28 protein-coding genes are annotated in these 26,857 nt (G+C 69.0%); 19 read left to right on the top strand and 9 right to left on the bottom strand.

The window, feature by feature from the left end; genetic code table 11:
- Window positions 1-4 precede the first annotated feature (4 nt).
- From IDF66_RS02455 to IDF66_RS02435, 5 genes are read left to right on the top strand one after another with little or no spacing between them, the layout of a single operon-like run.
- Window positions 5-187, top strand: coding sequence for a DUF2273 domain-containing protein (locus tag IDF66_RS02455; protein ID WP_164308973.1), 183 nt, complete (start codon window positions 5-7; stop codon window positions 185-187).
- Entirely contained in the window at window positions 180-629 is a 450-nt protein-coding gene (locus tag IDF66_RS02450; protein ID WP_317628557.1) for an Asp23/Gls24 family envelope stress response protein, read from the top strand. The genes IDF66_RS02455 and IDF66_RS02450 overlap by 8 nt, the downstream gene beginning before the upstream one ends.
- Window positions 626-1,222, top strand: coding sequence for a DUF6286 domain-containing protein (locus tag IDF66_RS02445; RefSeq protein ID WP_190265600.1), 597 nt, complete (start codon window positions 626-628; stop codon window positions 1,220-1,222). The genes IDF66_RS02450 and IDF66_RS02445 overlap by 4 nt, the downstream gene beginning before the upstream one ends.
- Window positions 1,219-1,776, top strand: coding sequence for an Asp23/Gls24 family envelope stress response protein (locus IDF66_RS02440; RefSeq protein ID WP_190265599.1), 558 nt, complete (start codon window positions 1,219-1,221; stop codon window positions 1,774-1,776). Before IDF66_RS02445 ends, IDF66_RS02440 begins: the two co-directional genes overlap by 4 nt.
- 43 nt (window positions 1,777-1,819) lie before the next feature.
- Window positions 1,820-3,163, top strand: a complete 1,344-nt coding sequence (locus IDF66_RS02435) for a WS/DGAT domain-containing protein (protein ID WP_223309235.1) — start codon at window positions 1,820-1,822, stop codon at window positions 3,161-3,163.
- Here the strand turns inward: IDF66_RS02435 and IDF66_RS02430 are convergent.
- Entirely contained in the window at window positions 3,115-4,059 is a 945-nt protein-coding gene (locus tag IDF66_RS02430; RefSeq protein ID WP_190265597.1) for a hypothetical protein, read from the bottom strand. The genes IDF66_RS02435 and IDF66_RS02430 overlap by 49 nt on opposite strands.
- Window positions 4,060-4,149: 90 nt before the next feature.
- Window positions 4,150-4,722, bottom strand: a complete 573-nt coding sequence (locus tag IDF66_RS02425) for an HhH-GPD-type base excision DNA repair protein (RefSeq protein WP_164308978.1) — start codon at window positions 4,720-4,722, stop codon at window positions 4,150-4,152.
- 33 nt (window positions 4,723-4,755) lie between these two features.
- Here IDF66_RS02425 and IDF66_RS02420 point away from each other — a divergent pair, with 33 nt between their 5' ends.
- Window positions 4,756-5,277 carry a hypothetical protein gene (locus tag IDF66_RS02420; RefSeq protein ID WP_388000680.1) on the top strand — a complete coding sequence of 174 codons (522 nt, stop codon included), beginning with the start codon at window positions 4,756-4,758 and terminating at the stop codon, window positions 5,275-5,277.
- A 147-nt stretch (window positions 5,278-5,424) separates the two neighbouring features.
- On the top strand, window positions 5,425-6,915 hold the full coding sequence (locus IDF66_RS02415) for a sugar porter family MFS transporter (RefSeq protein WP_164308979.1): 1,491 nt from the start codon (window positions 5,425-5,427) through the stop codon (window positions 6,913-6,915).
- A 16-nt stretch (window positions 6,916-6,931) separates the two neighbouring features.
- On the opposite strand, the gene IDF66_RS02410 is transcribed toward IDF66_RS02415, so the two are convergent.
- The 4 genes from IDF66_RS02410 to IDF66_RS02395 all read right to left on the bottom strand — a co-directional run bounded on the left by IDF66_RS02410 (window position 6,932) and on the right by IDF66_RS02395 (window position 10,831).
- The gene (locus IDF66_RS02410; RefSeq protein ID WP_190266269.1) at window positions 6,932-7,591 is read right to left on the bottom strand and encodes a lysoplasmalogenase family protein; all 660 of its coding nucleotides are present in this window, start codon (window positions 7,589-7,591) and stop codon (window positions 6,932-6,934) included.
- 38 nt (window positions 7,592-7,629) lie between these two features.
- A complete protein-coding gene (locus tag IDF66_RS02405; protein ID WP_190265596.1) occupies window positions 7,630-8,832 on the bottom strand; it encodes a lipase family protein in 1,203 nt (400 codons plus the stop codon).
- A gap of 41 nt (window positions 8,833-8,873) precedes the next feature.
- The gene (locus IDF66_RS02400; protein ID WP_190265595.1) at window positions 8,874-9,731 is read right to left on the bottom strand and encodes a hypothetical protein; all 858 of its coding nucleotides are present in this window, start codon (window positions 9,729-9,731) and stop codon (window positions 8,874-8,876) included.
- Window positions 9,732-10,006: 275 nt separating this feature from the next.
- Window positions 10,007-10,831 (bottom strand): Rv1157c family protein, encoded by an 825-nt coding sequence (locus IDF66_RS02395; RefSeq protein WP_190265594.1) that lies wholly within the window; start codon window positions 10,829-10,831, stop codon window positions 10,007-10,009.
- A 387-nt stretch (window positions 10,832-11,218) separates the two neighbouring features.
- Between IDF66_RS02395 and IDF66_RS02390 the strand changes: the two genes are divergently transcribed.
- The 5 genes from IDF66_RS02390 to IDF66_RS02370 are packed head-to-tail and all read left to right on the top strand — an operon-like array spanning window position 11,219 to window position 16,121.
- The gene (locus IDF66_RS02390; RefSeq protein ID WP_190266268.1) at window positions 11,219-12,187 is read left to right on the top strand and encodes a thiamine ABC transporter substrate-binding protein; all 969 of its coding nucleotides are present in this window, start codon (window positions 11,219-11,221) and stop codon (window positions 12,185-12,187) included.
- A complete protein-coding gene (locus IDF66_RS02385) occupies window positions 12,184-13,791 on the top strand; it encodes an ABC transporter permease (RefSeq protein WP_317628556.1) in 1,608 nt (535 codons plus the stop codon). The genes IDF66_RS02390 and IDF66_RS02385 overlap by 4 nt, the downstream gene beginning before the upstream one ends.
- A gap of 1 nt (window position 13,792) precedes the next feature.
- A complete protein-coding gene (locus IDF66_RS02380; protein ID WP_190265592.1) occupies window positions 13,793-14,836 on the top strand; it encodes an ABC transporter ATP-binding protein in 1,044 nt (347 codons plus the stop codon).
- A complete protein-coding gene (locus IDF66_RS02375; RefSeq protein WP_317628555.1) occupies window positions 14,833-15,255 on the top strand; it encodes a (deoxy)nucleoside triphosphate pyrophosphohydrolase in 423 nt (140 codons plus the stop codon). The genes IDF66_RS02380 and IDF66_RS02375 overlap by 4 nt, the downstream gene beginning before the upstream one ends.
- A complete protein-coding gene (locus tag IDF66_RS02370; protein ID WP_223309092.1) occupies window positions 15,255-16,121 on the top strand; it encodes an EamA family transporter in 867 nt (288 codons plus the stop codon). Before IDF66_RS02375 ends, IDF66_RS02370 begins: the two co-directional genes overlap by 1 nt.
- Before the next feature lie 19 nt (window positions 16,122-16,140).
- Here IDF66_RS02370 and IDF66_RS02365 read toward each other — a convergent pair whose 3' ends face one another.
- Window positions 16,141-16,317, bottom strand: a complete 177-nt coding sequence (locus tag IDF66_RS02365; RefSeq protein WP_190265591.1) for a hypothetical protein — start codon at window positions 16,315-16,317, stop codon at window positions 16,141-16,143.
- Between the two features lie 230 nt (window positions 16,318-16,547).
- Here IDF66_RS02365 and typA point away from each other — a divergent pair, with 230 nt between their 5' ends.
- From typA to cofG, 7 genes are all read left to right on the top strand, one after another.
- Entirely contained in the window at window positions 16,548-18,458 is a 1,911-nt protein-coding gene (gene typA, locus IDF66_RS02360; RefSeq protein ID WP_164308986.1) for a translational GTPase TypA, read from the top strand.
- Between the two features lie 86 nt (window positions 18,459-18,544).
- On the top strand, window positions 18,545-20,452 hold the full coding sequence (locus tag IDF66_RS02355) for an ABC transporter family substrate-binding protein (RefSeq protein WP_388000991.1): 1,908 nt from the start codon (window positions 18,545-18,547) through the stop codon (window positions 20,450-20,452).
- Entirely contained in the window at window positions 20,449-21,336 is an 888-nt protein-coding gene (gene mshB, locus IDF66_RS02350; RefSeq protein ID WP_317628554.1) for an N-acetyl-1-D-myo-inositol-2-amino-2-deoxy-alpha-D-glucopyranoside deacetylase, read from the top strand. Before IDF66_RS02355 ends, mshB begins: the two co-directional genes overlap by 4 nt.
- On the top strand, window positions 21,336-21,710 hold the full coding sequence (locus IDF66_RS02345; RefSeq protein WP_164308988.1) for a facilitated glucose transporter: 375 nt from the start codon (window positions 21,336-21,338) through the stop codon (window positions 21,708-21,710). Before mshB ends, IDF66_RS02345 begins: the two co-directional genes overlap by 1 nt.
- Window positions 21,711-21,786: 76 nt before the next feature.
- Window positions 21,787-22,911, top strand: a complete 1,125-nt coding sequence (locus IDF66_RS02340) for a radical SAM protein (RefSeq protein ID WP_190265590.1) — start codon at window positions 21,787-21,789, stop codon at window positions 22,909-22,911.
- Entirely contained in the window at window positions 22,908-24,413 is a 1,506-nt protein-coding gene (locus IDF66_RS02335; protein ID WP_190265589.1) for a flavin-containing monooxygenase, read from the top strand. Before IDF66_RS02340 ends, IDF66_RS02335 begins: the two co-directional genes overlap by 4 nt.
- Window positions 24,410-25,654: a 7,8-didemethyl-8-hydroxy-5-deazariboflavin synthase CofG gene (cofG, locus tag IDF66_RS02330; protein WP_190265588.1), complete on the top strand. Its 1,245-nt coding sequence runs from the start codon at window positions 24,410-24,412 to the stop codon at window positions 25,652-25,654. Before IDF66_RS02335 ends, cofG begins: the two co-directional genes overlap by 4 nt.
- Before the next feature lie 67 nt (window positions 25,655-25,721).
- On the opposite strand, the gene IDF66_RS02325 is transcribed toward cofG, so the two are convergent.
- Together IDF66_RS02325 and IDF66_RS02320 are read right to left on the bottom strand one after the other, a co-directional pair.
- Entirely contained in the window at window positions 25,722-26,099 is a 378-nt protein-coding gene (locus IDF66_RS02325) for a rhodanese-like domain-containing protein (RefSeq protein ID WP_190265587.1), read from the bottom strand.
- Between the two features lie 5 nt (window positions 26,100-26,104).
- The gene (locus IDF66_RS02320; protein ID WP_190265586.1) at window positions 26,105-26,692 is read right to left on the bottom strand and encodes a cupin domain-containing protein; all 588 of its coding nucleotides are present in this window, start codon (window positions 26,690-26,692) and stop codon (window positions 26,105-26,107) included.
- Window positions 26,693-26,857: the final 165 nt, after the last annotated feature.

The following is a 26,857-nucleotide window of genomic DNA, read 5'->3' as shown; positions in this document are numbered from 1 at the left end:
GCACATGGCCAACAACGCGACAATAGGTTTGATCGCCGGTCTGCTCCTCGCCATCGCGGCCACGACGGGCGGATTCGGCGGCTTCGTGCTCGCACTGGTCCTCGGGGCGGTCGGCCTGGCGATCGGGCTGCAGCGCGACGGGGTGGTGGATCTGGGCGCACTGCTGCGGAGTCGAAATCGTGGCTGAGACGCTCACCACCGACCCCGGCACGCTCAGCATCGCCGACCGGGTCGGTGAAAAGATCGCCGTCCGTGCCGCTCTCGACGTCGACGGGGTGGTCCGCCATCAGACCTCGCTCGGGTCGATGCTGTCGGGCGCCACCCCTGGGCGAGCGGTTGCAGGCGGCGACTACCCACAGGCGTCGGTCGACATGTCCGTGACCGCTCCGTCGGTTCGCCTGACCATCGCAGTCCGATGGCCGTGCCGGTTGACCGACGTCTGCCGGCAGGTGCGCGGTGTCACGGCCGACGAACTGGCCCGACTGACCGGTGTCCGGCCCGGGCGGGTGGACGTGACGGTGGCGGCGGTGTTGTCGGGTCCGGTCGTCTCCGCCGACCGCACGGGTCCCGGTTTCGTCGAGCTGCCGGCACCGCAACCGGCTCCCGCCGACGAGGAGGTCCGGTCATGACGGCCTCCACGACAACCGGCTCCGACCGATCGACCACGGCCAAGACCGCAGACACCCACGACGCCAAGGTCTTTGCGCCGGCGGCCAATCCGGCCGCGACGATCGTCGGCTGCGTGATCGGTCTGCTGCTGCTGGGTCTCGCGGTGGTGGCCGTCCGCGATCTGCTGGTCCAGGTCGGCTGGTTGTCGGGTTCCGAATGGACCCGTGACGCGGCGGACGGTGTGGGCGACCTCCGGTGGTCGGACTGGATGTGGCCGGTGGCCGTCGCGCTGATCGTGGTCGGCCTCGCGATGATCTGGCTCGCCGCGAAACCGCGACGCCGGACGCACCTGAGCCTCAAGGGTTATGAGGTCATGTGGACTCGTCGTGGTGACCTCGCCCGCCGGTGCAGCACCGCTGCATCGGGCCTACCCGGCGTCGACCACGCGACCACGGTGGTCGGTCGTCGAACCGTCAAGCTCCGGGTCACCGTGACCGACGCTGCAGACCTCGGGGACATCGACCGGGTCGTCGGCGACGTGCTCGCAGACATCCACGCTCCGTTGCGCGCGAAGGTGCGGCCGGTCGGTCGGCGGGACGGTGATCGAGGATGAACCGCGGACCCGCCGCGTGGCACCGGCTGACCGTGGGACTGTTCGGCGTGCTGTTCCTCGTGGTGGGACTCGGCGCCATCCTGTGGCGCACGGATGTCACCCCCGTGCGGGACCGGATCGACCGGATCGACCAGGGATGGGTGGCGCGGTTCGCGGACACGGGCTGGTGGCCGGTGGTCCTGATCGGGTCGGCGCTGCTCGCGGTGATCTGGGGCCTGCGACTCATCGCGGCGACGATCCGGCCCGGAAAGGTCGATGACCTCGTCCTGCAGGGCTCCGATGAGACCGGCAGCCTGACCGTGGCGCCCAAACTGATCGCAGCCGCCGTTGCCGACGAGCTGGCATCCGACCCCAGGGTGGACCGTGCGGTCGCGAAGGCGACGGACGATCGCGGTCGCAAGATCATCCGCCTGACGGTGACCGCGGCGCCGACGCACAGCTATGCCGAGATCGCCGGGTCGGTCGGCGAGGCGGTCGAGGACATCCGAGAGGCGCTCGACGGCGCCGACATCCACGTTCAGGCCCTTGTCCATCTGGAGCCGCGGGCGACCTGACCGGCGGATCGGGACGACTTGTTACCGTGAGCGGGTGAGGCGGATGGAGCCCGCCGACTCCCGGATGTACTGGCTGTCGGCCACGATTCCCAACGATCAGTTCCTGCTGTATTGCTTTGCCGATCAGCAGGTTCCGATGGACGATCTTGCGGACGGATTGCGCCGTCGTGCGAGCCGGGTGGCGGATCTGGGTCTCCGGGTGTGCGACGTCCCGTTGTCGCTGGACCATCCGCTCTGGGTGCATCGGCCGACGACGGCAGATCAGGTCGTCGTCCATCCCGGCATCGACGCCTGGTCGCGGTGCCTCGAGAGGGTCGGGGAGCTGACGGCCGACCAGCTCGTCGCCTCCCGAACCTGTTGGCGGTTACATCTTCTCGGCCCCGTCGAGGATGCCCCGCGAGGCCCCGGGGTGGTCGCGGTGTTGCAGGTGACCCACTCGCTCGGTGACGGGCGCCGTACGTCTCAGATCGCCCGTGATCTCTTCGGCGAGCACGACCTGCACACCGCCACGAGGGCTCCGACCGACGCGCTCCCGCCCGTCCTCGCCGGGCCGTCGGCGGCCGCCGGGGGAGCGCTCGCGACACCGGTCCGGGTCGGCCGGATGCTGTGGTGGGGTCTCGAGGCCTTCCGCGCGGTCGGCGCCCGGCCGCCGTCGTCGAGACCCGGATATGCACTGACGCGGCTCAACAGACCTCCCGGTGCCCAGCGGACGCTGCGGGTGGTGGTGGTCGACCGGACCACGTTGCCTGCAGGCCACACCGTGACGGTCGGTGCGCTCACGGCCATCTCGATCGCGCTCGAGAGGTACCTGGGGACCGGTGCCGAGCCGATCGGGGCCGAACTGACCATGGGACGTAACGCTCAGGCGAAGGCGCGTAACAACTTTCGCAATGCGGGTATCGACCTCCATGTCGAGGTGGCCGACCCGTCCGGGCGCGCACGACTCATCGCGGGGGAGATCGCTCGTGCTGCCGATGCCGACGATGAACCCGCCCGGGTGGCCGAGAGGCGGGCCTCCGACGCCACGCCGGCCTTCCTGGCGCACTGGGGGACAAGGCAATTCGACCCAGCTGCACCGCCGGAGAAGGTGACCGGCGTGACGGTGGTGTCGTCGGTGTACCGCGGCGCCGCCGACCTCACGCTCGGCAGTGGGCCGGTCCGGTTCACCACCGGGTTCCCCGCCCTGTCGCCGGCGCAGGGCCTGACCCACGGCGTTCACGGCATCGGGAATGCGATCGCGATCTCGGTGACCACGAGTCCGGAGGTGATGCCAGACGTGGAACGCTACGTCGAACTGCTCACCGACGCGTTGGCGCTGGTCGCCACGATCGACGGCCGTCAGGATTCGGCCGGGCCGCCCGATTCGCCCGAGCCCGACCGCGGATAGCCGTTGCGTTCGGAACCGTCGGTGATCGACGGCGTGCCCGACGAATGTCCGGAACCGCTCTTGGAACCACGGGTGAGCCGCTTCGGGAGCCGGTCGGCGAGCCCGCCGAGCGGCGCCACGGTCTGATTGAGCAGATCGACGGTCTCGGCGAGCTCGTGCACCGTGTCCTGCATGGCGAGCAGATTGGGGGCGAGCTGTCCGATCACCTCGGTCAGTTCGGTGATCCGGTCCAGCGGCCCGTCGGGGGCGATGGCGCGTTCCACCGCACCGTTCTCGCCGACGAGCTGATCGAGCAGTCCGCCGTCCTCGGCCATGCGGTCCAGGACACCTCCCGACACGGTCACCTTCTCCAGGACGCCGTCCGGCGAGGTGAGCTTGTCGACGATGCCTCCCTCGGAGGTGAGGCGTTCGAGGATGCCCTCGCTCTCGGTGAACTGATCGACAACGCCACCCGGCCGGGTGAGCCGGTCCAGCGGGCCGTCCTTCGCGGTGAGCCGCACCAGGATGCCGCCGTCCTCGGCCATCTGGTCCAGCAGTCCGCCGCTGGTCGTCAGTTTCTCGAGGAGTCCGTCGGGAGCGGTCAGCCGATCGATCACGCCGTCCGGGTTGAGGAGACGTTCCAGGGGGCCACCCGCAGCCAGAATCCGCCCGAACGGCCGGTCCGGTCCGAGCAGCTCGGCGAGCTGGTTCAGGAGCGCGATGGGGGTGCGGGCGCTGCCGAGTTCGTCACCGGAGAGGCCGAGCGCGACATTCACCTCGTGCTGAACGCTGCTCGCGGTGATCCGTGCGATGGCGACGGCCGATTCGGCGGCGGTCAGCACCACACCGGTGACCGCGAAACCGAGGCGAAACGGCAGTTCGACGACACTGCGGGTGTCGACGCTGTTCGAGTCCATGTGCTGACCCTAGGACACCGGCGGCCTGCGGCACAGCTTCGCCGGGTCGCCCGCGTCAGCGGGACGGCGGGCGTCGCCCCCGGTGTGACCTCACGCCTGCTGTGCGGCCTTGGCTGCTTTCGCAGCCTTCTTGAAGTCACGGACCTTCTGCAGGGATTCCGGATCGGTGACATCGGCGACCGACCGATACCCGGCCTTGCCGTAGTCGCCCACCACTTTTGTCCATCCCGCGGGCTTCACGCCGAGTTGTTTGGCCAACAGGGCGGTGAAGATCTTGGCCTTCTGGTCCCCGAAACCGGGAAGTGCTCGCACGCGTGCGAACAGATCGGCGCCCGACGACGCCTCCGTCCAGATCCGTTCGGTGTCACCGCCGTACTCGTCGACGACCACCCGGGCCAACCCTTGGACTCGGCCGGCCATCGACCGCCCGTATCGGTGGATGGCAGGCGGTGTCGCACACAGATCGGCGAACGAATCGGGTTCGGCGGCGGCGATGGCGCCCGGGTCCATCGTGCCGAAACGGTCTCGGATCTTGGCCGGACCTGCGAATGCCCGCTCCATCGGGAACTGCTGGTCGAGCAACATCCCGGTCAGCAACGCGAAAGCGTCGGTCGAGAGCAACGCGTCGGCGGCCGGGTCCTGGGCAATCTGGAGATTCGCCATGGGCCCATCCTAGTAACCCCTAGACTCGGCTCCATGGGGTTCGGTGGGAGGGGACATCTGTCGATCGGGCGGCGAGTCGGCGGCGTCGTGGCCGTCGCGCTGATGGCGGCATGCGCGCTGACCGCGGGGAGCGGAGTCGCGCAGGCGATCCCCGAGTACACCGAGCCGAATCTCGTCACCACACTGCGTTGTGACAGCCCCAATCCGTTGCCTGGCCCGCCGATCCCGGTCCGCGTCGACGTGTACAACGGCATACCGTTCCCCGCCGACGGGCTTGCGGGACCGGCCATATCGCTGATCGCATCGAACCGTGCGCAGCCGTCACCGCTCCTCGACTACACCGTCGAGACCCGGGTCGACTGGCGCAATCTCGCGAGTGGCCGAACCGGGTCGGTGACGGTGCCGAGTCGGGCCCGGGTGGTGACCTGGCAGGTGGACCTGCACCCCGGACGAGGACCGGTGGTGTTCCGGATCCATCAGAAGGTCGGGCTGATGGCGTTCGTCCCGATGGTCAATGCGCGAAACTCGACCTGCGCAGGCCGCGCGTCGGCCTGACCCCGGCGTGGTTCCGGGTTCCGATACCGAATCTTGACCCCACGCACTGCGCGGAAATCCCGCGGAACAAGGCGTTTCGGCTAGTAGCCTGGCAATCGCATAACTCCGCCGGTCATTCGGTGGGACTCGACGATGAGGACACGGCATATGTCGCAAGAGCATCATCAGGAGATCGCCGAGCAGCACACGGCGAAGGTCATCGGAGTCACGGTGGCCGCGGCGGTCGGCGGATTCCTGTTCGGTTTCGACAGTTCGGTGGTCAACGGCGCCGTCGACTCGATTCAGGACACCTTCGGTCTCGGGGCCCTCTTCACCGGATTCGCGGTCGCCATCGCGCTCCTCGGGTGTGCTCTGGGTGCGTGGTTCGCGGGGCGGCTGGCCGACGTCTGGGGGCGCAAGCGCGTCATGCTGCTCGGCTCGGCGCTGTTCGTCATCTCGGCGATCGGGACCGCGTACACCCAGACCGTCTGGGATCTCCTGCTGTGGCGCGTGCTCGGCGGCATCGGCATCGGTATCGCGTCGGTGATCGCGCCGGCGTACATCTCCGAGATCGCACCGGCCCGCTATCGCGGCGCGCTGGCATCCATGCAGCAGTTGGCGATCACGCTGGGCATCTTCGCCGCACTCCTCTCCGACACCCTGCTGCAGGACGCCGCGGGCGATCCTCTCAACGAGCTGTGGTGGGGTCTCGAGGCATGGCGCTGGATGTTCCTCGTCGGAGTGGTGCCCGCCGTGATCTACGGTCTGCTCGCGTTGATGATCCCGGAGTCGCCGCGGTACCTCGTGGGTCGCAACCGTGACGAGGAGGCGGCGCGCATCCTGCAGGAGGTGACCGGCGAGGCGAATCCGCTCGAGCGGGTCCGGGAGATCAAGATCACGGTGAAACGCGAGGCCAGCACGTCGCTTGCCGACATCCGCGGGCCATCGTTCGGTCTGCATCCGCTGGTGTGGGTGGGTATCTGGATCGCGATCTTCCAACAGTTCGTGGGTATCAACGCGATCTTCTATTACTCGACGACACTGTGGAAGTCCGTTGGCTTCGACACCGATCAGGCGTTCACCACGTCGGTCATCACGTCGGCGATCAACGTGGGCATGACCTTTGTCGCGATCCTGTTCGTGGACCGGCTCGGCCGACGCAGATTGTTGCTCATCGGATCCGTCGGCATGTTCATCGGACTGCTGATGGCATGTGTCGCGTTCACCCAGGCGATGACCACGGTGAAAGACGGCGTCGCCGAGGTCACGCTGTCCGACGAGTGGGGCGTGGTCGCCCTGATCGGTGCCAACCTCTTCGTCGTCTTCTTCGCGGCGACCTGGGGGCCGGTGATGTGGGTGATGCTCGGGGAGATGTTCCCCAATCGCATCCGCGGTGTGGCCCTCGGCGTCTGCACGGCCGCGAACTGGCTGGCGAACTTCACGATCTCGATGCTGTTCCCGCAGGTCAGCAAGGTGCTGGGACTCGGATGGGTTTACGGTTTCTTCGCGTTCTGCGCCGCCGCGTCGTTCTTCTACGTCAGGGCCAAGGTGCAGGAGACCAAGGGGCTCGAACTCGAGGACATGGACGGCGTGGCCGCCACGCGATTGTCGGAGTTCGAGGCGGTTCGGTCGGCGAAGGGCCCGCACCAGGCCCCATGACCGCCCGGGCCGACGATCACCCGTCGGATTCGGACAGGCTCGTCACGAGCAGCCACTGCGCTGCGAAATAGCTTGCGAGCACCCAGGCTTCGGCCACTGCGGCGAGACGTTTGTCGCCGATCAGATGCCGGCGGTTGATGATCGTGAGATCGGACGCGAGGAACAGCCAGCCGCCCGTGCGGAGCCTGGGCTGTGGGCGCTCGGCAGCCCCGGCCGTCGACGACATCAGCGCGAGGGTGTTGCCGTAGCCGCCCAGCACCGGGAGAAGCCGTGGTCGTCGCAGCGCCATCACCGTTGCGGATTCGGCCAGGATGGCGGTCCGAAGGACCAGTCCGGCCCGCCGTGGCCGAGCGCCTCGGCGCCACATGATGCCGGTCAGGCACAACTGGGCGCAGGCGAACAGCGACGCACCGATCTGGAGTCGGCGGTCTTTGGCCGATGGTTCGTCGGTGAACTCCTCGAGCAACATGGCCCGGTCGCCTGCGGCCGAGAATGCCAGCGCGCCTGCGAGAAGTGCGTTGTCGACGCCACCGCGCCGTCGCGCTCCGCGCGCCGAGTGGACGGCCAGGACGAGGAGCGGCAGAGGTTTGGTGATCTCCGCGGCCCGCCGCCGGTGCGCGGCGCCGGCAATGGTCGCGGCTGCGGCCGCGGCCAGATACGGGACCGTCGGGCCCATCCTCGTCGCGAGTCGCCGTGACCGGACCCGCGCCCGGCTCACCGATTCGCCAACCGGGACACGAACCATCGGATGTCGTTGTCGGACAAGGCATCGGACTGTTGCTGATTGACCGCGAGATACGTGCGGGCGGTGACCCGGCGATCCGCCGCCCGGGCGTCGTTCAGATATCGGAGGGAGAGGGGCACGACGACATTCTGATCGAACAGGCTCTGCGTCATCATCACCGGGCGGGTGAAGCCCTTGATGGGGATCATGTGGGTGCGCGAGACGGCCTCGATCAGTTCGCGATTCTCCGACAGCGGGGTGCGGAACAACGAACCAAGCGTCTGACCGGCGAACTCGCGCGTGAGGTCGTCGGCGCAGACCCGGGCGGCACGATCGAGCCAACCGACCCCGGCATCGGTCAGGTACGGATCGAGTCGCACCGACGGCTGGGCATTGCGGATCGCACTGAGGGTGAACAGGATGTCGGCCGCGACACCGGTCGGCATCGAGGTGGTCGACGGTCCGAGACTGCCGATCAGGGTGTCGAACTCGACCGGGATCGAGGAGGCCGCCGAACCGCGGTAGTCCAGGGTCGGTCCCTGGATACGCGTCGCCTGCCGCGCGAGTTCGATCGCGGCACCGGCGCCCTGCCCTTCGCCGACCACGGCCCAACGCCGGGCCAGCCCCGAGGCGACGTCTCGGCTGGCGCGCACCGCGTCGACGATGTTGCTCGCGGTGGTGTCGGTGTCGAAGTACTCGGGAGTGCCCCGGGTGCCGAGGCCTGCGTAGTCGGGCACCACGACCGCGTAACCGCGGTCGAGCCAGCGTCCCATCTCGTCCCGGTCGGCCTTGGTGGGCTGGTTGGACGGGGCGCACTGGTCGGCGATACCGCGACTGCCATGCGCCCAGACGACGATGGGCCATCCGTCCCTGGGTGCCCGGCCGCCCGGGACCTGCACGATGCTGGTGGACAGCCGTGGGGCACGGTCGGTGCCGGTCGTCCAGTAGGTGAACGAGTCGCCGGAACCCGCCCCACGGGCCAGGCTCTTGGCGGGCAGGTCGCGATTGGTGAAGACCGTGCCGGGCGCCGACCCGGCCGGTGCGGCATGGGCCGGGGCGGCTTGCGCGACACCGCCGATCACCGCGGCGACCATCAGCGACGTGATCATTCTCGGCAGCGCCGATCGGCGGGGGATCGGTTGTCCGGGCCCGCGGTGGTGCGGGCCGGTCGGTGCGGATATGCGATTGGGCATTGTGGTCAGGGTCTCGTCGTCGGCTCGGGTCGGGTGACGGCTCAGGCGTCGATCACGCCGACTGCGGGCAGGAAGTAACAGGTGCGGTTGCCGTTCTGGGCGGTGCCGTACACCGCTGACAGAATCGTCCCCTTGCCGGTCTTGACGGGTGCGAGACGGACACCGGACAGCAGCGGCAATGCCTTCATGATCGGCGCGTTCGAGATCGGCTTCAGGTCGGCGAATCCGCCCTGCAGGGTGGAGGTGTTGAACCATGCGACCTGCATCGCGCCGCCGGTTCCGTTGGAGGCCGCGGCGGGCACGAACGCGTAGGCGGTCTGACCGTTGTCGACGAGGTTGAGCTTGGGCATCGTGATGCCGAGGAGTTGCTGCAGGGGCGCGAGGGGTTCCTGCGCCAACGGCCACGGGCCCGCGACCGCTCCGGCACCTGCCGTGACGAGGCCGAGCGGGTTGTCGGCGGTCGGATCGGTGCAGAAGGGCGCGACCGACGGGCTCAGCGGCTGGATGCCGAGGCTGCGCAGGAGCGCCAGGGGATCGGCTGCGACGGGCGTGGCCACGCCCCGGTCCGCGACGGGGACGCCCGCGGCACGTGCGGCAACCTGTTCTGACGACATCTGGCCGACGCTGGTCATGATGGCCTGGGCGGCCTCGAGTGCCATCCGGTCCACGCCGGCGTCACGGAGCATCCGGACGGCTGCGGCGAGCTCGCTGTCGAAGGGGATTGCAGGCAGGGTCATCGTGTTGTCGCCGACGAGAGGCTCGGCGGTGGCGGCCCCGGGTGCGACAAGCCCCGGCGCGCACAGTGCGGTGGCGGCCGCTGCGGCGACACCGAGGACGCCTGCGCGCAGACGGAACGACAAGCGACGAGTGCCTGCGGCGCGCTTCGAGATGGCGACCATGATGTTTTCTCCTTCATCGACCGATCCACCCGCACGGCGATCGCCTGTTGCGGGTGTGACAGATGTTGCTCAAGTTAAAAGAGAGCACGAAGAGTGTCGAATGTTCAAGTCGTGAGGCCGTCTTGTGACATCGCCGCGACCGATGGGCAACCGTGGCGCCGCCAGGGCGATCCGCGCAGGTCACGCTCCTGTGGCGCGCGTCACAGCGGGAAACCTGGCGCATACGACGACACCCCCGGTCGTGAGGACCGGGGGTGTCGTCGAGTCGGAACGGATCAGACGATGCCGATGCCGATCGTGGGGACGATCCCGCAGGAGATGACCTTCCCCTTGGTCTTGGTCGTCACGTCGCCGTAGATCGTCGACACGATCCGGCCCTTGCCGGTCGGCGCGATGCCGGTGAACGTGCCAGGGCCGTCGGTCGCATTGATCTTCGGGTTGCGCTTGAGCTGCACCTGCCCCGAGCGGCCGGTGTCGATGTTGAGCCAGGTCACCCAGAGCTTGCGCGCGGAGCTGTTGATCGCGGGTCCGGTGCCGAGGCTGGTGTAGACGTAGCCGGCCTGACCTTTCTTCGGTCCCGGTGCCGGGGCCTGCTGAGGCCCGGCGGTCATCAGGGCGCGGCCGAGCGAATTGCCCGACGTCAGGCTGGCGTTCGGCATGCAACCGATACCGATGGTCGGATAGAGGAATTCCTGGATCTTCGGCGCGCCCGGGCCCTGCGGGATCTCCGGATCACCCGGCTTGTGCTCGGCGGCCTTGTGCTGACGGATCAGTGCGGCCCGTCCCGGCTCGCCGAGGAAGTCGATCACGTCCTGCCAGATGTCCTTGGCGCGGGGCGGCAGGCCCGGTGTCGCGGCGAGGGCCTTGGCCTGGCTGATCAATTGCGGGTTGATCTTGCCGTCCGGGCCCTTGGTGGTGACCGCGCCGATGATCGCCGGCGCGAACGCGCTCATCGAATCGAGCGTGCGCTGGTCGACCTTGGGGGCCGGCGCCTTCGGTGCGGCCTGCGCGACCGCGGGCATCGCCAGCGAGGTCGCGGCGGCGACGCTCATCGCGGCGACCGCGACCCGGCGGACAGTACTGCTCGATGGTCGGTTCATGCGGTGGGAACGCAGGCTCTGGAGTACAGGCAAACGCACTGTTTCCGGTCCAATCGGTCGTCGGTGTGCGCCGGTGGGGGTCGCACACTCCGCTGTCAGTGACTCGGACGCCGGAATGGCGTCGCGCGTCATTCTATGCACGCCCCGGTGGCGGGCACTGTCCAGGGAGCCTAACGCCGGTCTGTGTGACTCCTGTGATTATTGATTCAATTGTTACTCATGTGACGCTGCGTCCACCGGTCGTGCCGTCGAGATGCACCTGGTTAGATCGAGCGTGTGGGGAGACGACGCGCGAAGGATGCCCGAGACATCGCGAGCGGTGCGCGCCGACACGTCGGAGCGTTGCGAACCATCACCCTGGCGGTCGTGGCGGTGGTTGCCGCAACCATGCTCGCTGCATGCGGTGACGATGCGGAGCAGGGTGCCGAGGTCACCCTGCTGACGCACGACTCGTTCGCGCTGCCCGACTCGGTTTTCGACGCCTTTCGTCGGGAGACCGGATTGACCCTCAAGGTGGTGAAATCCGGGGACGCGGGTCAGCTGGCGTCGACCGTGTCGCTGACACCGGGGTCGCCCAAGGCAGACGCCGTCTTCGGCATCGACAACACCTTTGCCTCCCGGCCGATCCAGGCGGGCGCGCTCGAGCCGTACGCGTCGCCGCTGGCCGCCAACGGCGCAGCCGACTTCGCCATCCCAGATTCGAACAACGAGCTGACGGCCGTCGACCGCGGCGATGTGTGCCTCAACGTCGACGAATCCTGGTATTCGTCCCGAGGCGAGGAACCGCCGAAAAGCCTTCGCGACCTCCGCGATCCGAAATACGCGTCGGAGTCGGTGCTGCTCGATCCGGGGACGTCGTCACCGGGGATGTCGTTTCTCCTCAGCACCGTCGGGGCCTTCGGCAACGGATGGCAGGACTACTGGAAGACCGTGACCGCGGGCGGCGCGAGCATCGTGTCGGGCTGGGAGATCGCCTACAACCAGAAGTTCAGTGCGGGCGAGGGCAAGGGCGACAAGCCGATCGTGGTGTCCTATGCGTCGTCGCCTGCCGCCACCCCGGGCACCTCGGCATTGCTCGACAGCTGCTTCCGGCAGGTCGAGTACGTCGGCGTCCTCAAGGGCACCAAGAACCCTTCGGGCGCACGCAAACTCGTCGACTTCATGCTCGGCCCGGATGTGCAGGCCGCGCTGCCGTCGGCGATGTATGTCTATCCCGTGCAGAAGGGCACGCCGCTCCCGGACGGCTGGCAACAGCGGGCACCGGTGCCGCCGTGGACGGTGAGCCTTCCGCCCGCCTACATCGCGCAGAATCGTGAGAAGTGGCTCGAGCAGTGGCGCGAGGCGCTCGGGCGGTGACCGCGGGCCGAGTGGGTGGACTCGCCCTGCGGGTCGTGCCGGCGGCATTCATCCTGATCCTGTTCATCTGGCCGCTGGGCGCACTCGTCCGGCGGGCGATCGACAGCGGATCCGATGTGGGGGTCGGTGAGCTCCTCCGGCGGACGCACGCCCTGGATCTGCTGGGGTTCACCCTCTGGCAGGCCGCCGCGTCCACCGTGCTGGCACTCGTGGTGGCGGCGCCGATGGTGTGGCTGGTGGCCCGGGTCCGCATCCCGGGATCGGCGGTGCTGATGGTGATCGTGACCGTGCCCTTCGTGCTTCCGACGGTCGTCGTCGGGGTCGCGTTCCGAGCGCTGCTCGACGGGCCCCTCGAGTTCGCACACGTCGGCTCCGGGCTGTGGCCGATCCTGCTCGCCCATGCATTCCTCAACGTCGCCGTCGTGGCGCGCGTCGTCGGCGCAGCGTGGCGATCACTGGACCCGCGACAGGCCGAGGCGGCGCAGACCTTGGGGGCGGGGCGAATCCGTGCCTTCCTGACCGTCGTCGCGCCTCGCCTGATGCCGGCCGTGGGGGCGGCGGCGGCACTGGTGTTCTTGTTCTGCTCCACCAGTTTCGGCGTGATCGTGGTCCTCGGCAACGGCGAGATCCGGACGTTGGAGACCGAGATCTACACCCAGGCGATCGGCTACTTCCGGATCCCTGAGGCGGTGGCGCTGTCGATGGTGCAGATCGTCGTGGTGGTCGCGGCGCTGCTGTTGACCCGGGTGTTCAGCGACCCCGCCGGATCGCGTGCGGGTGCCCGTCCGAGAGAGACCCGATTCCGGCCCCACGGCAGGCAATGGCTGCCCGTGCTGGCGTCGGTCGCCTGGACCGTGGTGGTTCTGGTCGGACCGATCGCGGTTCTCGCACTCCGTTCGGTGCGTCCCGGCGCCGACGGTGCCTGGACACTCGACGGATACCGATCCCTGACCGAATCCGTCAACGGCGTCACACCCCTCGACACCTTGAGGTACTCGCTGGGCACAGCGGCATTGGCGATGGCGATCGCGCTGGTGGTCGGACTGCTGGCCGCGGTCGCGATGCATCGTTCCCACGGCGTGTGGGCCGCGACCGGCAACGTCGTCGCGACGATTCCCCTGGGAGTCAGCGCGGTGACCCTGGGTTTCGGGTATCTCATCGTGCTGGCGTCACTGCCCGCCGACGTCGCTTCGTCGGGGCTGGTGATCCCGTGTGTGCAGGCCCTGATCGCCATCCCGGTGGTGGTGCGGATCGCGCTGCCCGCCCTGTCGTCGGTGCCCGGCAGGCTGCGTGAGGCCGCGGCGACCCTGGGTGCCGGCCCGGTGCGGGTGTTCCTCACCGTCGACCTCCCACTCATCGGGCGCGCGCTCTGCGTAGCGGGCGGCTTCGCATTCGTGATGGCGCTCGGCGAGTTCGGGGCCACGAGCTTCCTGGCCCGCGCGAACACGACCACGCTGCCGGTGCTGATCGGATCGGCCCTCAACCGGCCCGGCGCCGACAACCTGGCGACGGCGATGGCGGCCTCGATGCTGCTGGTCGCGGTGACGACCCTGGCGGTCGTCGTGATCGAAGCGCTGCGGCCCAGGACGGGAGCGCTGCTCTGACATGCTGCAGATCGAGGATGTCGGGGTCAGGTACGGATCGACCGTGGTCTTGGACGGCCTGAGTTGGACGGTGGGCACGTCGGGTTCGGTGGTGACCGCCCTGCTCGGCCCATCGGGGTGCGGCAAGTCGACCCTGATCCGTGCGGTCGCGGGCCTGGAACCGTTGAGCCACGGGCAGATCCGGTTCGACGGAGATGACCTGTCGGAATTGCCCGCGCACCGCCGCGACTTCGGAGTGGTGTTCCAGGACGGGCAGCTGTTCCCCGGTCGAACCGTCGCGTCCAACATCGCCTACGGGTTGCGGATGCGACGCTGGTCGCGTGCGGCGATCCGGACCCGGGTGGCGGAGATGCTGGATCTGGTGCGTCTGCCCGATCTCGCGGGGCGCGGCGTCGATGAGCTGTCCGGTGGTCAGGCCCAGCGCGTCGCGCTCGCACGGGCGCTGGCGCCACGACCGCGGCTGCTGTTGCTCGACGAGCCCCTCGCGGCCCTCGATCGGCTGCTCAGGGATCAGCTGGCCATCGAGATCGCCGAGATCGTCCGAGATGCGGCAACGCCCACGATCGTGGTGACCCACGACCACAACGAGGCCGCGTTGATGGCCGACACGATCTCGGTGATGCGCGAAGGTGAATTGGTGCAAACCGATGTGCCCGAACATCTCTGGAGCAGCCCCGTCGACGAGTGGACCGCCCGGTTCCTGGGGGTGACCACGGTGATCGGGGCGGAGTTCGCCGACGGGTCCGCGCAGACCCCCATCGGACCGGTCGGTCTCCCCGTTCCCGACGGCCCTCGACTGCTGGGGCTTCGGCCCGAGTCGATGCGGGCGGTCCGGGCCGGTACCGACGGCGATGTCGTCGGTGACCACATCGAGGGCGACGTCGTCGGCGTGGTCACGGCGGTCGCAGATCTGCCAGCCGGTCGCCGGCTGCGGGTGGTCACCGACGTCGGCGAGGTCGACGCGGTGGCCTCCGAGCGGGTCGTGGTGGGCGATCGGGTCGGCCTGCTGATGGTCGGCGAGCGGGTCGCGGTGATCGGCTCGTGAGCGCGGCGCAGGGCGCCGGGCGACGGCTGGTGGTCGCCGGCGCGATCGTGGACGCGTGTCGTCGGCGCGTGTTGCTCGCGCAGCGGCGGTACCCGGTCGAGGTCGCCGGGTTGTGGGAGCTGCCCGGCGGCAAGGCAGAGCCGGGGGAGCGTGCCGAGACCGCCCTGGGGCGTGAACTCATGGAGGAACTCGGGGTCGAGGTCTCGGTGGGCGACAGGTTGCGCGAAACGGTGGATCTGCCTGCCGGTCTCACCCTGATGGCGCTGTGGGCACACATCGTCGCCGGAACCCCACATCCGGCCGAGCACCAGGCCCTGCGGTGGGTGGATGCGGCCGCACTGAGAGCGCTGACCCACGACGGCCGGCTGGTGCCCGCCGACACCGCCTGGGTTCCCGAACTCCTCGCCGTACTCGAATGATGCGCGGGTCGAGCACCCGCGTGACCGCCCCGGCGCTGATGATCGTGGGCGCGGTCTCGATGTACCTCGGCGCGGCGATCGCCGTCGACCTCTTCGACACGTTGTCGCCCGGGGCGGTGGCCTGGCTGCGCATCGCAGGCGCAGCGCTCGTGCTGGTGCTCTGGGTGCGTCCCGGGCGGGCTGCGTGGCGGCCGGGGCGTCTTGTCCTGGCGGCCGCCTTCGGCCTCATCACGGCCGCCATGAACATCGCCTTCTACGAGGCGCTCGACCGACTGCCACTGGGCACCACGGTTGCGCTCGAATTCCTGGGCCCGGTCGCGGTCGCGGCGCTCGGCTCGCGCACACGCCGCGATGTGCTCGCATTGGGGCTCGCGGTGACCGGCGTGGTGCTGATCGCGGATGTCCGATGGGAGGGCACCGCGGTCGGGGTGCTGCTCGCACTGGTGGCCGCGGCCTGCTGGGCGGGTTACATCGTGCTGGGAAAGCGGGTCGCGCAGCGGGGGCGCGGCATGGAGGATCTGGCGACCGGGTTCGTCGTCGCCGCGATCGTCACGTCGCCCCTGGCACTGTCGCTCGGCCCGGCGTTCGCCGGCGACACGCCGACCGCGCGGCTACTGCTGCTCGGACTCGGTCTCGGACTCGCGTCGACGGCCGTCCCCTATGCACTCGATCAGGTGGTGTTGCGGCAGGTGGGACGTGCCCGGTTCGCCATCCTGCTGGCCCTGCTGCCGGTGGCGGCCTCGATCATCGGGGTGGTGGTGCTGCAACAGATCCCGACACCGGTGGAGGCCGTGGGGATCGTCGCGGTGGCCGCGGCGGTCGCGGTCCGGTCGGCCGATGAGGGGGAGTCGCCGCCGACGGCGTGATCGGCTCGAGAAGGCCCGATCAGGCGGCGCGGGCCTTCTTGAGCGCCTTACCCAGCTGTTTCTTGGACAACTGCGAGTTGTCGAGCTTGCGCATCCGGTGGATCACCACCGGGCAACGGACACACCGCGTGGACTTCCGGCAGCACGTCTTCTTGGCCTTGAGATCGCACACTTCCGCCGGCTTCACCTTGCCCATAGCGGGACGTTAGCATGCCCTAACTTCGGGCTGTCCGCGTGATGTGATCACCGTCTCAGGCGGTCGACCGATACCCTGTACAGGTTGACCTGTCCGCTGGCGATCGCCGGGTACCGGCCGGCCATGCCGCCACGCTTCCCCGCCGCCCGCCGCGCCGGGAGTGAGCGAGCGGGACATATCGACCCCACAAGCCCAGACCTCGAGTACGAACCGCAGTGAAAGAGAGCTCAGTGAGCGCTGTCCACAAATTCCGCAACGTCGCGATCGTCGCGCACGTCGACCACGGCAAGACCACCCTGGTCGACGCGATGCTGCGCCAGTCCGGCGTCTTCGGCGAACGCGCCGAGCTCGTCGACCGCGTGATGGATTCCGGTGACCTCGAACGCGAGAAGGGCATCACCATCCTCGCCAAGAACACCGCGGTCCACCGGCGCCAGCCCGACGGCACCGAGGTCATCATCAACGTCATCGACACCCCCGGCCACGCCGACTTCGGCGGCGAGGTCGAGCGCGGTCTGTCGATGGTCGACGGCGTGGTGCTGCTCGTCGACGCCTCCGAGGGGCCCCTGCCGCAGACGCGCTTCGTGCTGCGCAAGGCGCTGGCCGCGTCGCTGCCGGTCATCGTCCTCGTGAACAAGACCGACCGCCCGGACGCGCGGATCCAGGAGGTCGTCGACGAGACGCAGGACCTGCTGCTCGACCTCGCCTCGGATCTCGATGACGAGGCGGCCGCAGCCGCCGAGCTCGTCCTCGACCTGCCGATCCTCTACGCCTCCGGGCGTGCGGGCATCGCCAGCACAGTGAAGCCCGCCGATGGCGAGGTGCCGTCCGGGGAGAACCTCGACCCGTTCTTCGACGTGCTCCTCGAGCACGTGCCGCCGCCCAAGGGCGACCCCGATGCCCCGTTGCAGGCCCATGTCACCAACCTCGACGCCTCGGCGTTCCTGGGCCGCCTCGCACTCGTGCGCATCCACAACGGGACGCTCCGCAAGGGGCAGCAGATCTCGTGGTGCCGCGAGGTCGACGGCGAACCCGTCGTCGAGCGGGCCAAGATCACCGAACTGCTCGCCACCATCGGTGTGGACCGGGCGCCCGCCGAGTCGGCGGATGCCGGCGACATCGTGGCAGTGGCCGGCATGCCGGAGATCATGATCGGCGACACCCTCGCCGACGTGGAGAACCCGCAGCCGCTGCCGCGGATCACCGTCGACGAGCCGGCGATCTCGGTCACCATCGGCACCAACTCCTCACCGCTGGCCGGTCGCGTGTCAGGTCACAAGCTGACCGCGCGAATGGTCAAGTCGCGTCTGGATTCCGAGTTGGTCGGCAACGTGTCGTTGCGGGTCCTCGACATCGGCCGACCGGACGCGTGGGAGGTGCAGGGCCGCGGCGAGCTGGCGCTGGCCATCCTCGTCGAGCAGATGCGCCGCGAGGGCTTCGAGCTCACCGTGGGCAAGCCGCAGGTGGTCACCCGCAAGGTCGACGGCAAGGTGCAGGAGCCGTTCGAGCACCTGACCATCGACGTGCCCGAGGAGTACCTCGGTGCGGTCACCCAGCTGCTGGCCGCGCGCAAGGGCCGCATGGAGCAGATGAACAACCACGGCACCGGGTGGGTCCGGATGGAGTTCATCGTCCCCTCGCGTGGCCTGATCGGCTTCCGTACCGACTTCCTCACCGAGACGCGCGGTACCGGTATCGCCAACGCCGTGTTCGACGGGTACGACTCCTGGGCGGGTGAGATCCGGGCGCGGCACACCGGATCCCTGGTCAGCGACCGCACCGGCAGTGTCACGCCGTTCGCGATGATCCAGCTCGCCGATCGCGGGACGTTCTTCGTCGAACCGGGTGCCGACACCTACGAGGGCATGGTCGTCGGGATCAATCCGCGCGCCGAGGACCTCGACATCAACGTCACCCGCGAGAAGAAGCTCACCAACATGCGTCAGTCGTCGGCCGACGTGATGGAAACGCTGGCCAAGCCGATGCAACTCGACCTCGAGGGCGCCATGGAGTTCTGCGCCGCCGACGAGTGTGTAGAGGTGACGCCCGAGGTCGTCCGGGTGCGTAAGGTGCACCTCGACGCTTCGACTCGCGCCCGCGAACGCTCACGGGCGAAGTCGCGCGATCAGGCGGCGGGATAAGGCAAGGCCGAGTGCCCGGACGATATGCGCCGGGCACCCATGAGGTGGGGGTAGTGCTGGTGAGTCGTTGGCAGCTGAGATCGTCGGTGCGCGCCGCCCGCCGTCGCGGCCGATTGCCTGCCCTGCTCGCGGCGATCGTGGTGGTGGGTGCCGCGTGCTCGGCCAATCCGCCGCCACCGGTACGCGAGACGGCGCCGCCGGCCACCCCGACCGAGTATCCGACCGAGAAGACGGTCTACATCGCGACCGACTCCGTGGGCGGCGGGTTCAACCCGCACCTCGGTGCCGATCAGGGTTCGGTCACCACGGCGATCGCCGCGATGACCCTTCCGAGTGCGTTCCAGCCGGTCAGCACCCCGGCAGGGGTCGTGTGGGAGCGCCAGAACGCGCTGATCACCTCGGCTGCGGTCACCTCGACCGAGCCGTTCACCGTCACCTATCACATCCAGACCGACGCGCAGTGGTCCGACGGCCTCCCGGTGACCGGCGACGATTTCTCGTACCTCTGGCAGCAGATGTCGCGGCAACCCAACGTCGTCGCGCCCGCAGGCTATCGCCTGATCGACTCGGTGCAGTCGCGGGCAGGCGGCAAGGAGGTGGCGGTGACGTTCGCGCGGCCGTATCCGGCCTGGCGTGAACTCTTCACGGACCTGCTGCCGAGCCACGTCCTGCGGGGCGCGCCCGCGGGGTTCCAGACCGGCATGGACAGCGGGAAGCCCGTCTCGGCCGGTCCGTATTCGGTTGTGTCCATCGACCAGACCCGCGACGAGGTGCGTCTGGTACGCAACGACCGGTACTGGATGAAGCCGCCGTCGTTGGACCAGGTGGTCCTGCGTCGGGCTGGCACGGCGTCGCAGATGGTCGAGACCGTGCGATCGGGAGATTCGTCGATCGTCAACCTCAGCACCGGGCCGGCGACCACCGCAGAACTCGCCGCGGTGCCGGGAGTGCAGACGCAGCGCAACCCGACGTCGCGCGCCCTGTCGATCGGCGTCAATGCCCGGACGTCGACGATGCGTTCGTTGCAGGTGCGCCAGGCGGTCCTCGGCATGGTCGATCCGGGTCTGGTCTCTCTCGCCGGCGCGGGCGACGACATCGTGACGCCATACGCCAACACCGTTTTCGCCCCGACGGACCGCGGCTACTTCCCGGTCGACCGGGCGAGACCGTCGGCCGGTGCGATCACCGGTCTGCTGGCCGACGCAGGCTACCGACGCGCCGAGGGCGACAGCGCCACGCCGGCCGCAGGCACCCCGAGCACCACGGGGACGAGCCCGACGCAGGGCTCGTCGTCGCAGAACTCGTCCTCGCCGAGTTCATCCCCACCGGGTGCTGCGACGAGTCCGTCCCAGGCACCCGGCGCGAGTCCCGACACCCAACCGTTGCCGGAGGGTGTCGCGCCCTACCGCAAGGACGGCCAGGATCTCGTCGTGCGGGTCGGCGCGATCAGCGGTGACCCGCGATCCACATCCGCGGCGGCCAACATCGTCGATCAGTTGCGCGGCCAGGGTGTGCGCGCATCCGTCGTGGCCCTGCCCAACAACGAGCTGTACGGCGTCGCATTGACCAACGCCCGGGTCGATCTCGTCGTCGGCTGGACCGGACTCGGGGTGCCGCCCGCGGCATCCCTGGCGTCGCAGGTCGATTGCGATCAGCCGAAGCCGGGCACCGCGCCGTCGCTCTCGACGCCGCCGACGCCGACCAGTGTGGCACCCGGAGAGACCAGCGCCGGTCCGGGCGACAGCTACGCCAGCAACATCTCGGGCGTGTGCGACCCGGCGCTGATAGCGCTCGCGCGCGGCGCGTTGTCGGCGGCCGACCCCATCCCGCAACTGACCCAGGCCGAGCCGCTCCTGGCCGCACAAGCGGTCTACCTGCCGCTCTACCAGGACAGCACGCTCGTCGGCCGGACCGGTCAGGTCAAGAACGTGCCGCTGTCGGGGCCGATCCAGGTGGGGATCTACGGCGACGCTGTCTCGTGGGAGCTGTCGTGACGGCACCTGAGGGTCGGCGGCTGCTGCTGTTGCACGCGCATCCCGACGACGAATCGATCATGACCGGCGGCACCATCGCCCGCTATCTCGCCGAGGGCGTCGACGTACGCGTCCTGACCTTCACCCTCGGTGAGGAGGGCGAGGTGATCGGTGAGGAGTGGTCGCAGCTGGCCGCCGACGGCGGCGCCGACCAACTGGGCGGTTACCGCATCCTCGAACTCACCCGCGCCCTCGCCGCGCTCACCCCTGCGGGTAGCGCACCGGTGCGTCCGCGGTTCCTCGGCGGCGCGGGACGCTGGCGCGATTCGGGGATGGCCGGTGCCCCGTCGGCCGACCACCCGCGCGCCCTCGTCGGAGCGCCGTTCGACGACCTGGTGGCCGCACTCGTCGCCGAGATCGTGGATTTCGCGCCGCAGGTGATCGTGACCTACGACGACGCCGGTACCTACGGTCACCCCGACCACAAACTGGTCCATGCGACGACGGTCGCGGCTGTGCCGGAGGCCGCCGAACGTCTCGGCGGCGCGCACCTCAAGGTGTACGAGTCGGTGACCGAGCAGTCGGCGCTCGCGGTCGGTCTCACCGCGGCATCCGGCCGCGTCCCGCAGGGCTGGCGCATGCCCGGAACCGATGAGCTGCCGAGCTATCCGGACGAGACGATCACCACCGAGATCGACGTCCGTCCCCAGTTGCACCTGAAGGCGGCAGCACTGGCTGCACATGCCACGCAGGTGACCGTCGCCGCCTCCGGCACCGAGTACGCCCTGTCCAACAACATCGTGCAGCCCATCCTCGACCGTGAGCACTTCGTCCGGACGGCAGGCCACCCCGGTGACGGTGTCGGGCCGGGCCGTGAGATCGATCTGTTCGCCGGGGTCGTCTGATGCGCTGGTCCGACCGAATCCTGCTGGCCTTCCTCGTCGTCGACGGGTTCGTGGTCGGCGTGATGTCCGTGGCGTTCGCATATCTGCGATTCGGTGGCGTCGCCATCCCGGTGGCCGCGGTACTCGCCGGGATCGTGAACTCCGTGCTGCTCTGGCTCGCCTCGACCTACACCGACGGTCCGGTGCGCTACTTTCCGTTGCTGGCGTGGCTCCTCGCCCTGGTGATCGGTGCGCTGCCCGGTCCGGGCGGCGACGTCGAGCTGCTCCCGGACGGCGTGCTGATGCTGCCCACCCTGGCGCTGCTCGCCATCGGGGCGGGCCTGCCTGCAGTCGTCGCGTGGTCGGGGCGGCTGCCCACACCCGATGACGTCTGACCACGTCGAGATGGGTGTGCCGCGGCCCGGATCGACGCGACGTCGGGGCCGCGCCGCGTGCGGTTACAGTGAGGGAATGGTCCTGCGGGAGTGGGCTCGGGACGCGCACGCCGCGGTGGACGAAGCCCGGGAAGCATTGCGTCACGTCGCCGACGATCCGGCGTCGCTGACCGACGACGAGTGGGTCGCCCTGCTCGGCGCGTCGGGACCCGAACTCGAGGCACTGTGTGCGCTCGCCGACGCCGCGCGCCGTGAGGTGACCGATCCCGACACGGTGACCTTCGTGGTCAATCGCAATCTCGACACCGCGGTGGTCGCCGCAGGACGTGCGGACGTACCGGCGGTGGAGGCGTTGGTCGACGAGGCGTGGCGGCTCGGTGCCACGGAGATCTGTCTGCAGGGGCCGGTGCCCGCCGATGCCCCGCCCGACGGGTATCTGCGTCTCATCGAGCGAATCCATCGTGCGGCGCCGGATCTGCACCTGCATGCCTTCCGCCCGCCCGAGGTACGCGATGCGGCGAGGCGGATGGACGTGCCGATCGCCGACTTCCTGCGGACCGCCCGCGATGCAGGGCTCGGATCGGTGCCCGGCACCGCCGCGCAGATCCTCGACGACGAGGTACGGTCCCGTCTCGGGGGTGGTCGCGCACCGGCGGTGGAGGACTGGATCGAGGTCATCGAGGCCGCGCACGGGGTCGGTCTGTTCTCCACGGCCACCATGCTCTACGGCCATGTCGAGACGCCGCGCCACCAGGTCGCGCACCTGCGCCTGCTCACCGAGATCCAGAGCCGTACTGCCGGTTTCAGCGAGTTGATCGTCATGCCCATGCTGCCGGCGAATGCCGGACCGCACCTGTCCGGGATCGCGACCACGACCGTCTCCGAACGTGAGACCCGCGCCGTCCACGCCGTCGCCCGGTTGCTCACCCTCGGCCGGTTCGACCATCTGCAGGTGGCGTGGACGAAACTCGACCGCGAGGTGGTGGAGCAGGTGTTGCGCGGCGGCGTCGACGACATCGGTGGCCTCCTGCTCGACGGCGAGCTGATGCCGGCGGCAGGTCAGGAGGCCGGTCGGGTCCTCGATGTCGATGACCTCGTCGACATCGCGGCACGAGTCGGCCGCACACCGCGCCAACGCACCACCGCCCATACCGATCCGCCTGCCGACCGTCTCGTGTCGATCCCGCAGGTGCGTCGATGACCACCCCCGGTCCCGTCACGCCCACCTCGGTGGACGTCGCGATCGTCGGCGCCGGATTTGCCGGGATCGGGATGGCCACGCAGTTGGCAAGACGCGCAACGGAATCCTTCGTGGTTCTCGAGCGCGCCGACGCGGTCGGTGGCACCTGGCGCGACAACACCTATCCCGGGATCGCCTGCGACATCCCGGCACATCTGTACTCGTTCTCGTTCCGCCCGCCGACCGACTGGGCGACCCTGTATCCGCGGGGGGCCGACATCCAGCGGTATCTCCAGCGCACCGTCGACGACGAGGGCCTCGCGCCGCACATACGTCTGGGTTGTGAACTGCGGCAAGCCCGGTGGGACGACGACGGCGCATACTGGTCACTCGTCACCGGGTCGGGACCGATCCGTGCCCGGGTCCTGGTGATGGCCGTCGGTCGCCTGTCCGAGCCGCACCTGCCCGATGTCGAAGGCCTCGAATCATTCACCGGCACAGTCGTCCACACGGCTTCATGGCGAGAGGGCCTGCTCTCCGGAGGAGAGCGGATCGGAGTGGTCGGCACGGGTGCATCAGCCGTCCAGGTGATCCCGCACCTTGCCGAGAACGCCGAAGAGCTGGTGGTCTTCTCACGGACTCCTCCCTACGTGGTCCCGCGGGAGGATCGTCGACTCTCGGACTCCGAACGAGCCGAGCTGCAGGTGCCGGAGAACGCTCAGGCGCTTCGTGAACGACTGCTCCACGACGCCGACAAGGGTTTCCGGCAGCGCCTCGGCCTCCATCCTGATATCGATGACATCCGCGACCGCGCGCTCGGGCATCTGAACCGCCAGGTCGCCAGCCCGACGTTGCGCGCCGAGCTCACGCCCGAGTACGAGATCGGTTGTAAGCGAATACTGCTGAGCGACGACTTCTACCCGGCGTTGGAGCGTCCGAACGTGGTGTTCGAGTCGAGTGCGCTGGATTCGGTGGTCGAGTGCAAGGCGCGCGCCGTCAGCGGCAACACCTACGATCTGGACATTCTCGTGATGGCCACCGGGTTCGAGGCGACCAGACCCCCTGCCGCGACGCGTATCCGCGGACGCGGCGGGCGGGTGCTCGCCGACCACTGGTCCGACGGCATGGTCTCCTACGCCTCCACCACGGTCAGTGGGTTCCCGAACATGTTCGTCCTCGACGGCCCCAACGCGGCACTCGGGCACAACTCCGCGATCTACATGATCGAGACCCAGCTCGACTACGTGGTGGGCGCTCTGGACTTCTTGGCGCACAACGGAAGTCGTTCACTGGAGGTCACTGCACAGGCCGAGGAGGACTACACCCGGGAGATCGACGAGCGCAGCGCGGCCACGGTGTGGTTGACCGGCTGCGAGAGCTGGTACGTCGACCCGAGAAGCGGGCGGCTCACACTGCTGTGGCCGGGTACCGCGGTGTCGTTCCGAGAACGCAACGGCACCTTCGACCCGCAACCGTATCTGACCGAAACCCGACCCCAGGACAGAGGAGGTCCGTCACGATGACCGACGCGGGAACCACGTCGACCGCCCTGGCGGCGGCGCGATCCGGAGAACCGATCGACCTCGAACAGGCGACCACGTTGCTGGCGTGCGCCGGTGACGACCTGCTCGCGTTGCAGGAGATCGCGGGCCGGATCCGCGACACCGGCCTCGCGGCGATCGGCCGCGAACGTCAGATCACATACTCGCGCAAGGTGTTCATCCCGCTCACCCGACTGTGTCGTGATCGCTGCCATTACTGCACGTTCGTCACGGTGCCGGGAAAACTGGCCCGCGAGGGACACGGGATGTACCTCGACCTCGACGAGGTCGTCGACATCGCCCGCAAGGGCGCCGAACTCGGTTGCAAAGAGGCGTTGTTCACCCTCGGGGATCGTCCCGAGGAGCGATGGACGCAGGCGGGCGAATGGCTCGCGGCACGCGGGTACAGCTCGACACTGGATTATGTGCGTACCGCAGCGGTGGCGGTCCTCGAGGATACCGGGCTGTTGCCGCACCTCAATCCCGGTGTCATGAGCGTCGAGGAGATGCGCCTGCTGCGGCCGGTCGCGCCGTCGATGGGGATGATGCTCGAGACCACGTCCCGCCGCTTGTTCACCGAGAAGGGCCAGCCGCACTACGGGAGTCCGGACAAGGACCCGCTCGTGCGCCTGCAGGTGCTGCGCGACGCCGGTGCCGTCCGCGTCCCGTTCACCACCGGCATCCTGGTCGGTATCGGCGAGACTCTCACCGAACGTGCCGAATCGATCCTCGCGATGGCCGACATCCATCGGGCCCACGGTCACATCCAGGAAGTGATCGTCCAGAACTTCCGGGCCAAGCCCGATACCGCGATGCGGGGTACTCCCGACGCGGCGATGACCGAGTTCCTCGCGGCTGTCGCGGTGGCCCGGATCGTGCTCGGGCCGGCGATGCGCGTCCAGGCGCCGCCGAATCTGGTGTCATCGCAGGAGTGCGCTGCCCTGATCGCCTCGGGCATCGACGACTGGGGTGGGGTGTCGCCGCTGACCCCCGATCACGTGAATCCCGAGCGTCCGTGGCCGAATCTCGACGTGCTCGCGGAGATCACCGCCGCGGCGGGTCACACCCTCACCGAACGCATCACCGCTCAGCCGCCGTATGTCCTCGGCGACGGCTGGATCGACCCGTCACTCGCCGGGCACGTCGCCGCCGTCGCCGACCCCGCCACGGGCCTCGCCGCCGAGGTGACCCCCCGCGGTCGTCCTTGGCCGGCCGTCGCCTGACCGGCCCGACCGTTCCGCAGTCGCCCGTGCACGATCCCCGAAGGTGGGGACGGGACATGGCCTGGGGTCAGGCGCTTGGGTGTGCGTCGACGGCCCGCAGTGCCTCCCACCCGCCGACGACGTCGGTGGCGCGGTGCAGGCCGAGTTGTTGCAGGGCGGCCGCGGCGAGGCTGGAGGTGAATCCCTGCGAGCACAACACGATCCATCGCACATCGTGATCGACTGCTTCGGCCACCCTGGCGTCGCTGGCCGGATCACATCGCCATTCGAGCACGTTGCGTTCGATGACGAGTGCGCCGGGCGCCTCACCCTCGACGGCGCGCTGGGCCGCGGGGCGGATGTCGACGAGTACGCCACCGTGCTCGATCTCCTCGGCCACCTCGGTCGGAGCGAGCCGTTCGAGCCGGTCACGTGCATCGAGCAGCAGATCGTCGATCGTCGGCATATCGGTCACTCCGGTTGGTCGGTGAGTTCGGTTCGCGTCCTCCGCAAGGTGGCGTGATCGGTCACAGCGTAGAACGACATCGCGGTCAGGGGCGGCGAATAGGCGTGCACGCTCAGTGTGGGCGTCACCGCGTCGAGAGGAATGTTGTCGACGGCGTCGTCGGAGCGGATCGCCAGTGCGTCGTGCCGCTGCACGTCGTGGACCCACCCCAGCGGGAACGCGGCCTGGTCGCCCGAATCGAGGATGCGCAGGGCCAATTCGTTCCCGATCCAGCGGTATTCGCGCAATGAGCCCGAGAGCACCGTCAGCGCTCCGAGTGAACCGGCGTGATCATGGAGTTCGGTCGAGCGGTCCGGCGTCCAACTGATGAGCCAGAGGTCGAGGTCGTCGGTCGTCTCCAGGCGGGCGGCCCACCGTTCCACCGGATCCCAGCGGTCGGGGAGGAGGTGATCGTAGACGCCGTCGAGGACGTCGGCGACACCCTGATCGGTGATGCGCAGCAGATCGGCGGGGCGCAGTCGCGTCGGCAGGTTGGCTGAGCGCGCATGCGCGGGTTCGAAGCGGGGATCGGGGCGGCGTAACGTCGTGGTCATCGTGGTCTCCGAGTCGAAGGATGAGGGTGGGCGGTCAGTCTCGACAGCCCGGACACATCCCGTGCGGGACGTCGCCGTCGCGTTCGTACTCGGTCACGTGCACAACAGTCGCGCGGAGCAGTGACGACGTCGAGGGTTGGACGCGCGTTGATCGCAACATCTCGG

Source organism: Gordonia hankookensis (assembly GCF_014673215.1).
Lineage (GTDB): Bacteria > Actinomycetota > Actinomycetes > Mycobacteriales > Mycobacteriaceae > Gordonia > Gordonia hankookensis.
Note: the sequence above shows the minus strand (reverse complement) of the source record. Positions and strands in the feature narration are given on the sequence as shown.

Bases quoted from the DNA above. Each gene is read 5' to 3' on its own strand.
- IDF66_RS02455 (WP_164308973.1), top strand. From the start codon at position 5: ATGGCCAACAACGCGACAATAGGTTTGATCGCCGGTCTGCTCCTCGCC.
- IDF66_RS02445 (WP_190265600.1), top strand. From the start codon at position 626: ATGACGGCCTCCACGACAACCGGCTCCGACCGATCGACCACGGCCAAG.
- IDF66_RS02440 (WP_190265599.1), top strand. From the start codon at position 1,219: ATGAACCGCGGACCCGCCGCGTGGCACCGGCTGACCGTGGGACTGTTC.
- IDF66_RS02435 (WP_223309235.1), top strand. From the start codon at position 1,820: ATGGAGCCCGCCGACTCCCGGATGTACTGGCTGTCGGCCACGATTCCC.
- IDF66_RS02430 (WP_190265597.1), bottom strand. From the start codon at position 4,059: ATGGACTCGAACAGCGTCGACACCCGCAGTGTCGTCGAACTGCCGTTT.
- IDF66_RS02425 (WP_164308978.1), bottom strand. From the start codon at position 4,722: ATGGCGAATCTCCAGATTGCCCAGGACCCGGCCGCCGACGCGTTGCTC.
- IDF66_RS02420 (WP_388000680.1), top strand. From the start codon at position 4,756: ATGGGGTTCGGTGGGAGGGGACATCTGTCGATCGGGCGGCGAGTCGGC.
- IDF66_RS02415 (WP_164308979.1), top strand. From the start codon at position 5,425: ATGTCGCAAGAGCATCATCAGGAGATCGCCGAGCAGCACACGGCGAAG.
- IDF66_RS02410 (WP_190266269.1), bottom strand. From the start codon at position 7,591: ATGGGCCCGACGGTCCCGTATCTGGCCGCGGCCGCAGCCGCGACCATT.
- IDF66_RS02405 (WP_190265596.1), bottom strand. From the start codon at position 8,832: ATGCCCAATCGCATATCCGCACCGACCGGCCCGCACCACCGCGGGCCC.
- IDF66_RS02400 (WP_190265595.1), bottom strand. From the start codon at position 9,731: ATGGTCGCCATCTCGAAGCGCGCCGCAGGCACTCGTCGCTTGTCGTTC.
- IDF66_RS02395 (WP_190265594.1), bottom strand. From the start codon at position 10,831: ATGAACCGACCATCGAGCAGTACTGTCCGCCGGGTCGCGGTCGCCGCG.
- IDF66_RS02390 (WP_190266268.1), top strand. From the start codon at position 11,219: ATGCTCGCTGCATGCGGTGACGATGCGGAGCAGGGTGCCGAGGTCACC.
- IDF66_RS02380 (WP_190265592.1), top strand. From the start codon at position 13,793: ATGCTGCAGATCGAGGATGTCGGGGTCAGGTACGGATCGACCGTGGTC.
- IDF66_RS02370 (WP_223309092.1), top strand. From the start codon at position 15,255: ATGCGCGGGTCGAGCACCCGCGTGACCGCCCCGGCGCTGATGATCGTG.
- IDF66_RS02365 (WP_190265591.1), bottom strand. From the start codon at position 16,317: ATGGGCAAGGTGAAGCCGGCGGAAGTGTGCGATCTCAAGGCCAAGAAG.
- IDF66_RS02345 (WP_164308988.1), top strand. From the start codon at position 21,336: ATGCGCTGGTCCGACCGAATCCTGCTGGCCTTCCTCGTCGTCGACGGG.
- IDF66_RS02340 (WP_190265590.1), top strand. From the start codon at position 21,787: ATGGTCCTGCGGGAGTGGGCTCGGGACGCGCACGCCGCGGTGGACGAA.
- IDF66_RS02335 (WP_190265589.1), top strand. From the start codon at position 22,908: ATGACCACCCCCGGTCCCGTCACGCCCACCTCGGTGGACGTCGCGATC.
- cofG (WP_190265588.1), top strand. From the start codon at position 24,410: ATGACCGACGCGGGAACCACGTCGACCGCCCTGGCGGCGGCGCGATCC.
- IDF66_RS02325 (WP_190265587.1), bottom strand. From the start codon at position 26,099: ATGCCGACGATCGACGATCTGCTGCTCGATGCACGTGACCGGCTCGAA.
- IDF66_RS02320 (WP_190265586.1), bottom strand. From the start codon at position 26,692: ATGACCACGACGTTACGCCGCCCCGATCCCCGCTTCGAACCCGCGCAT.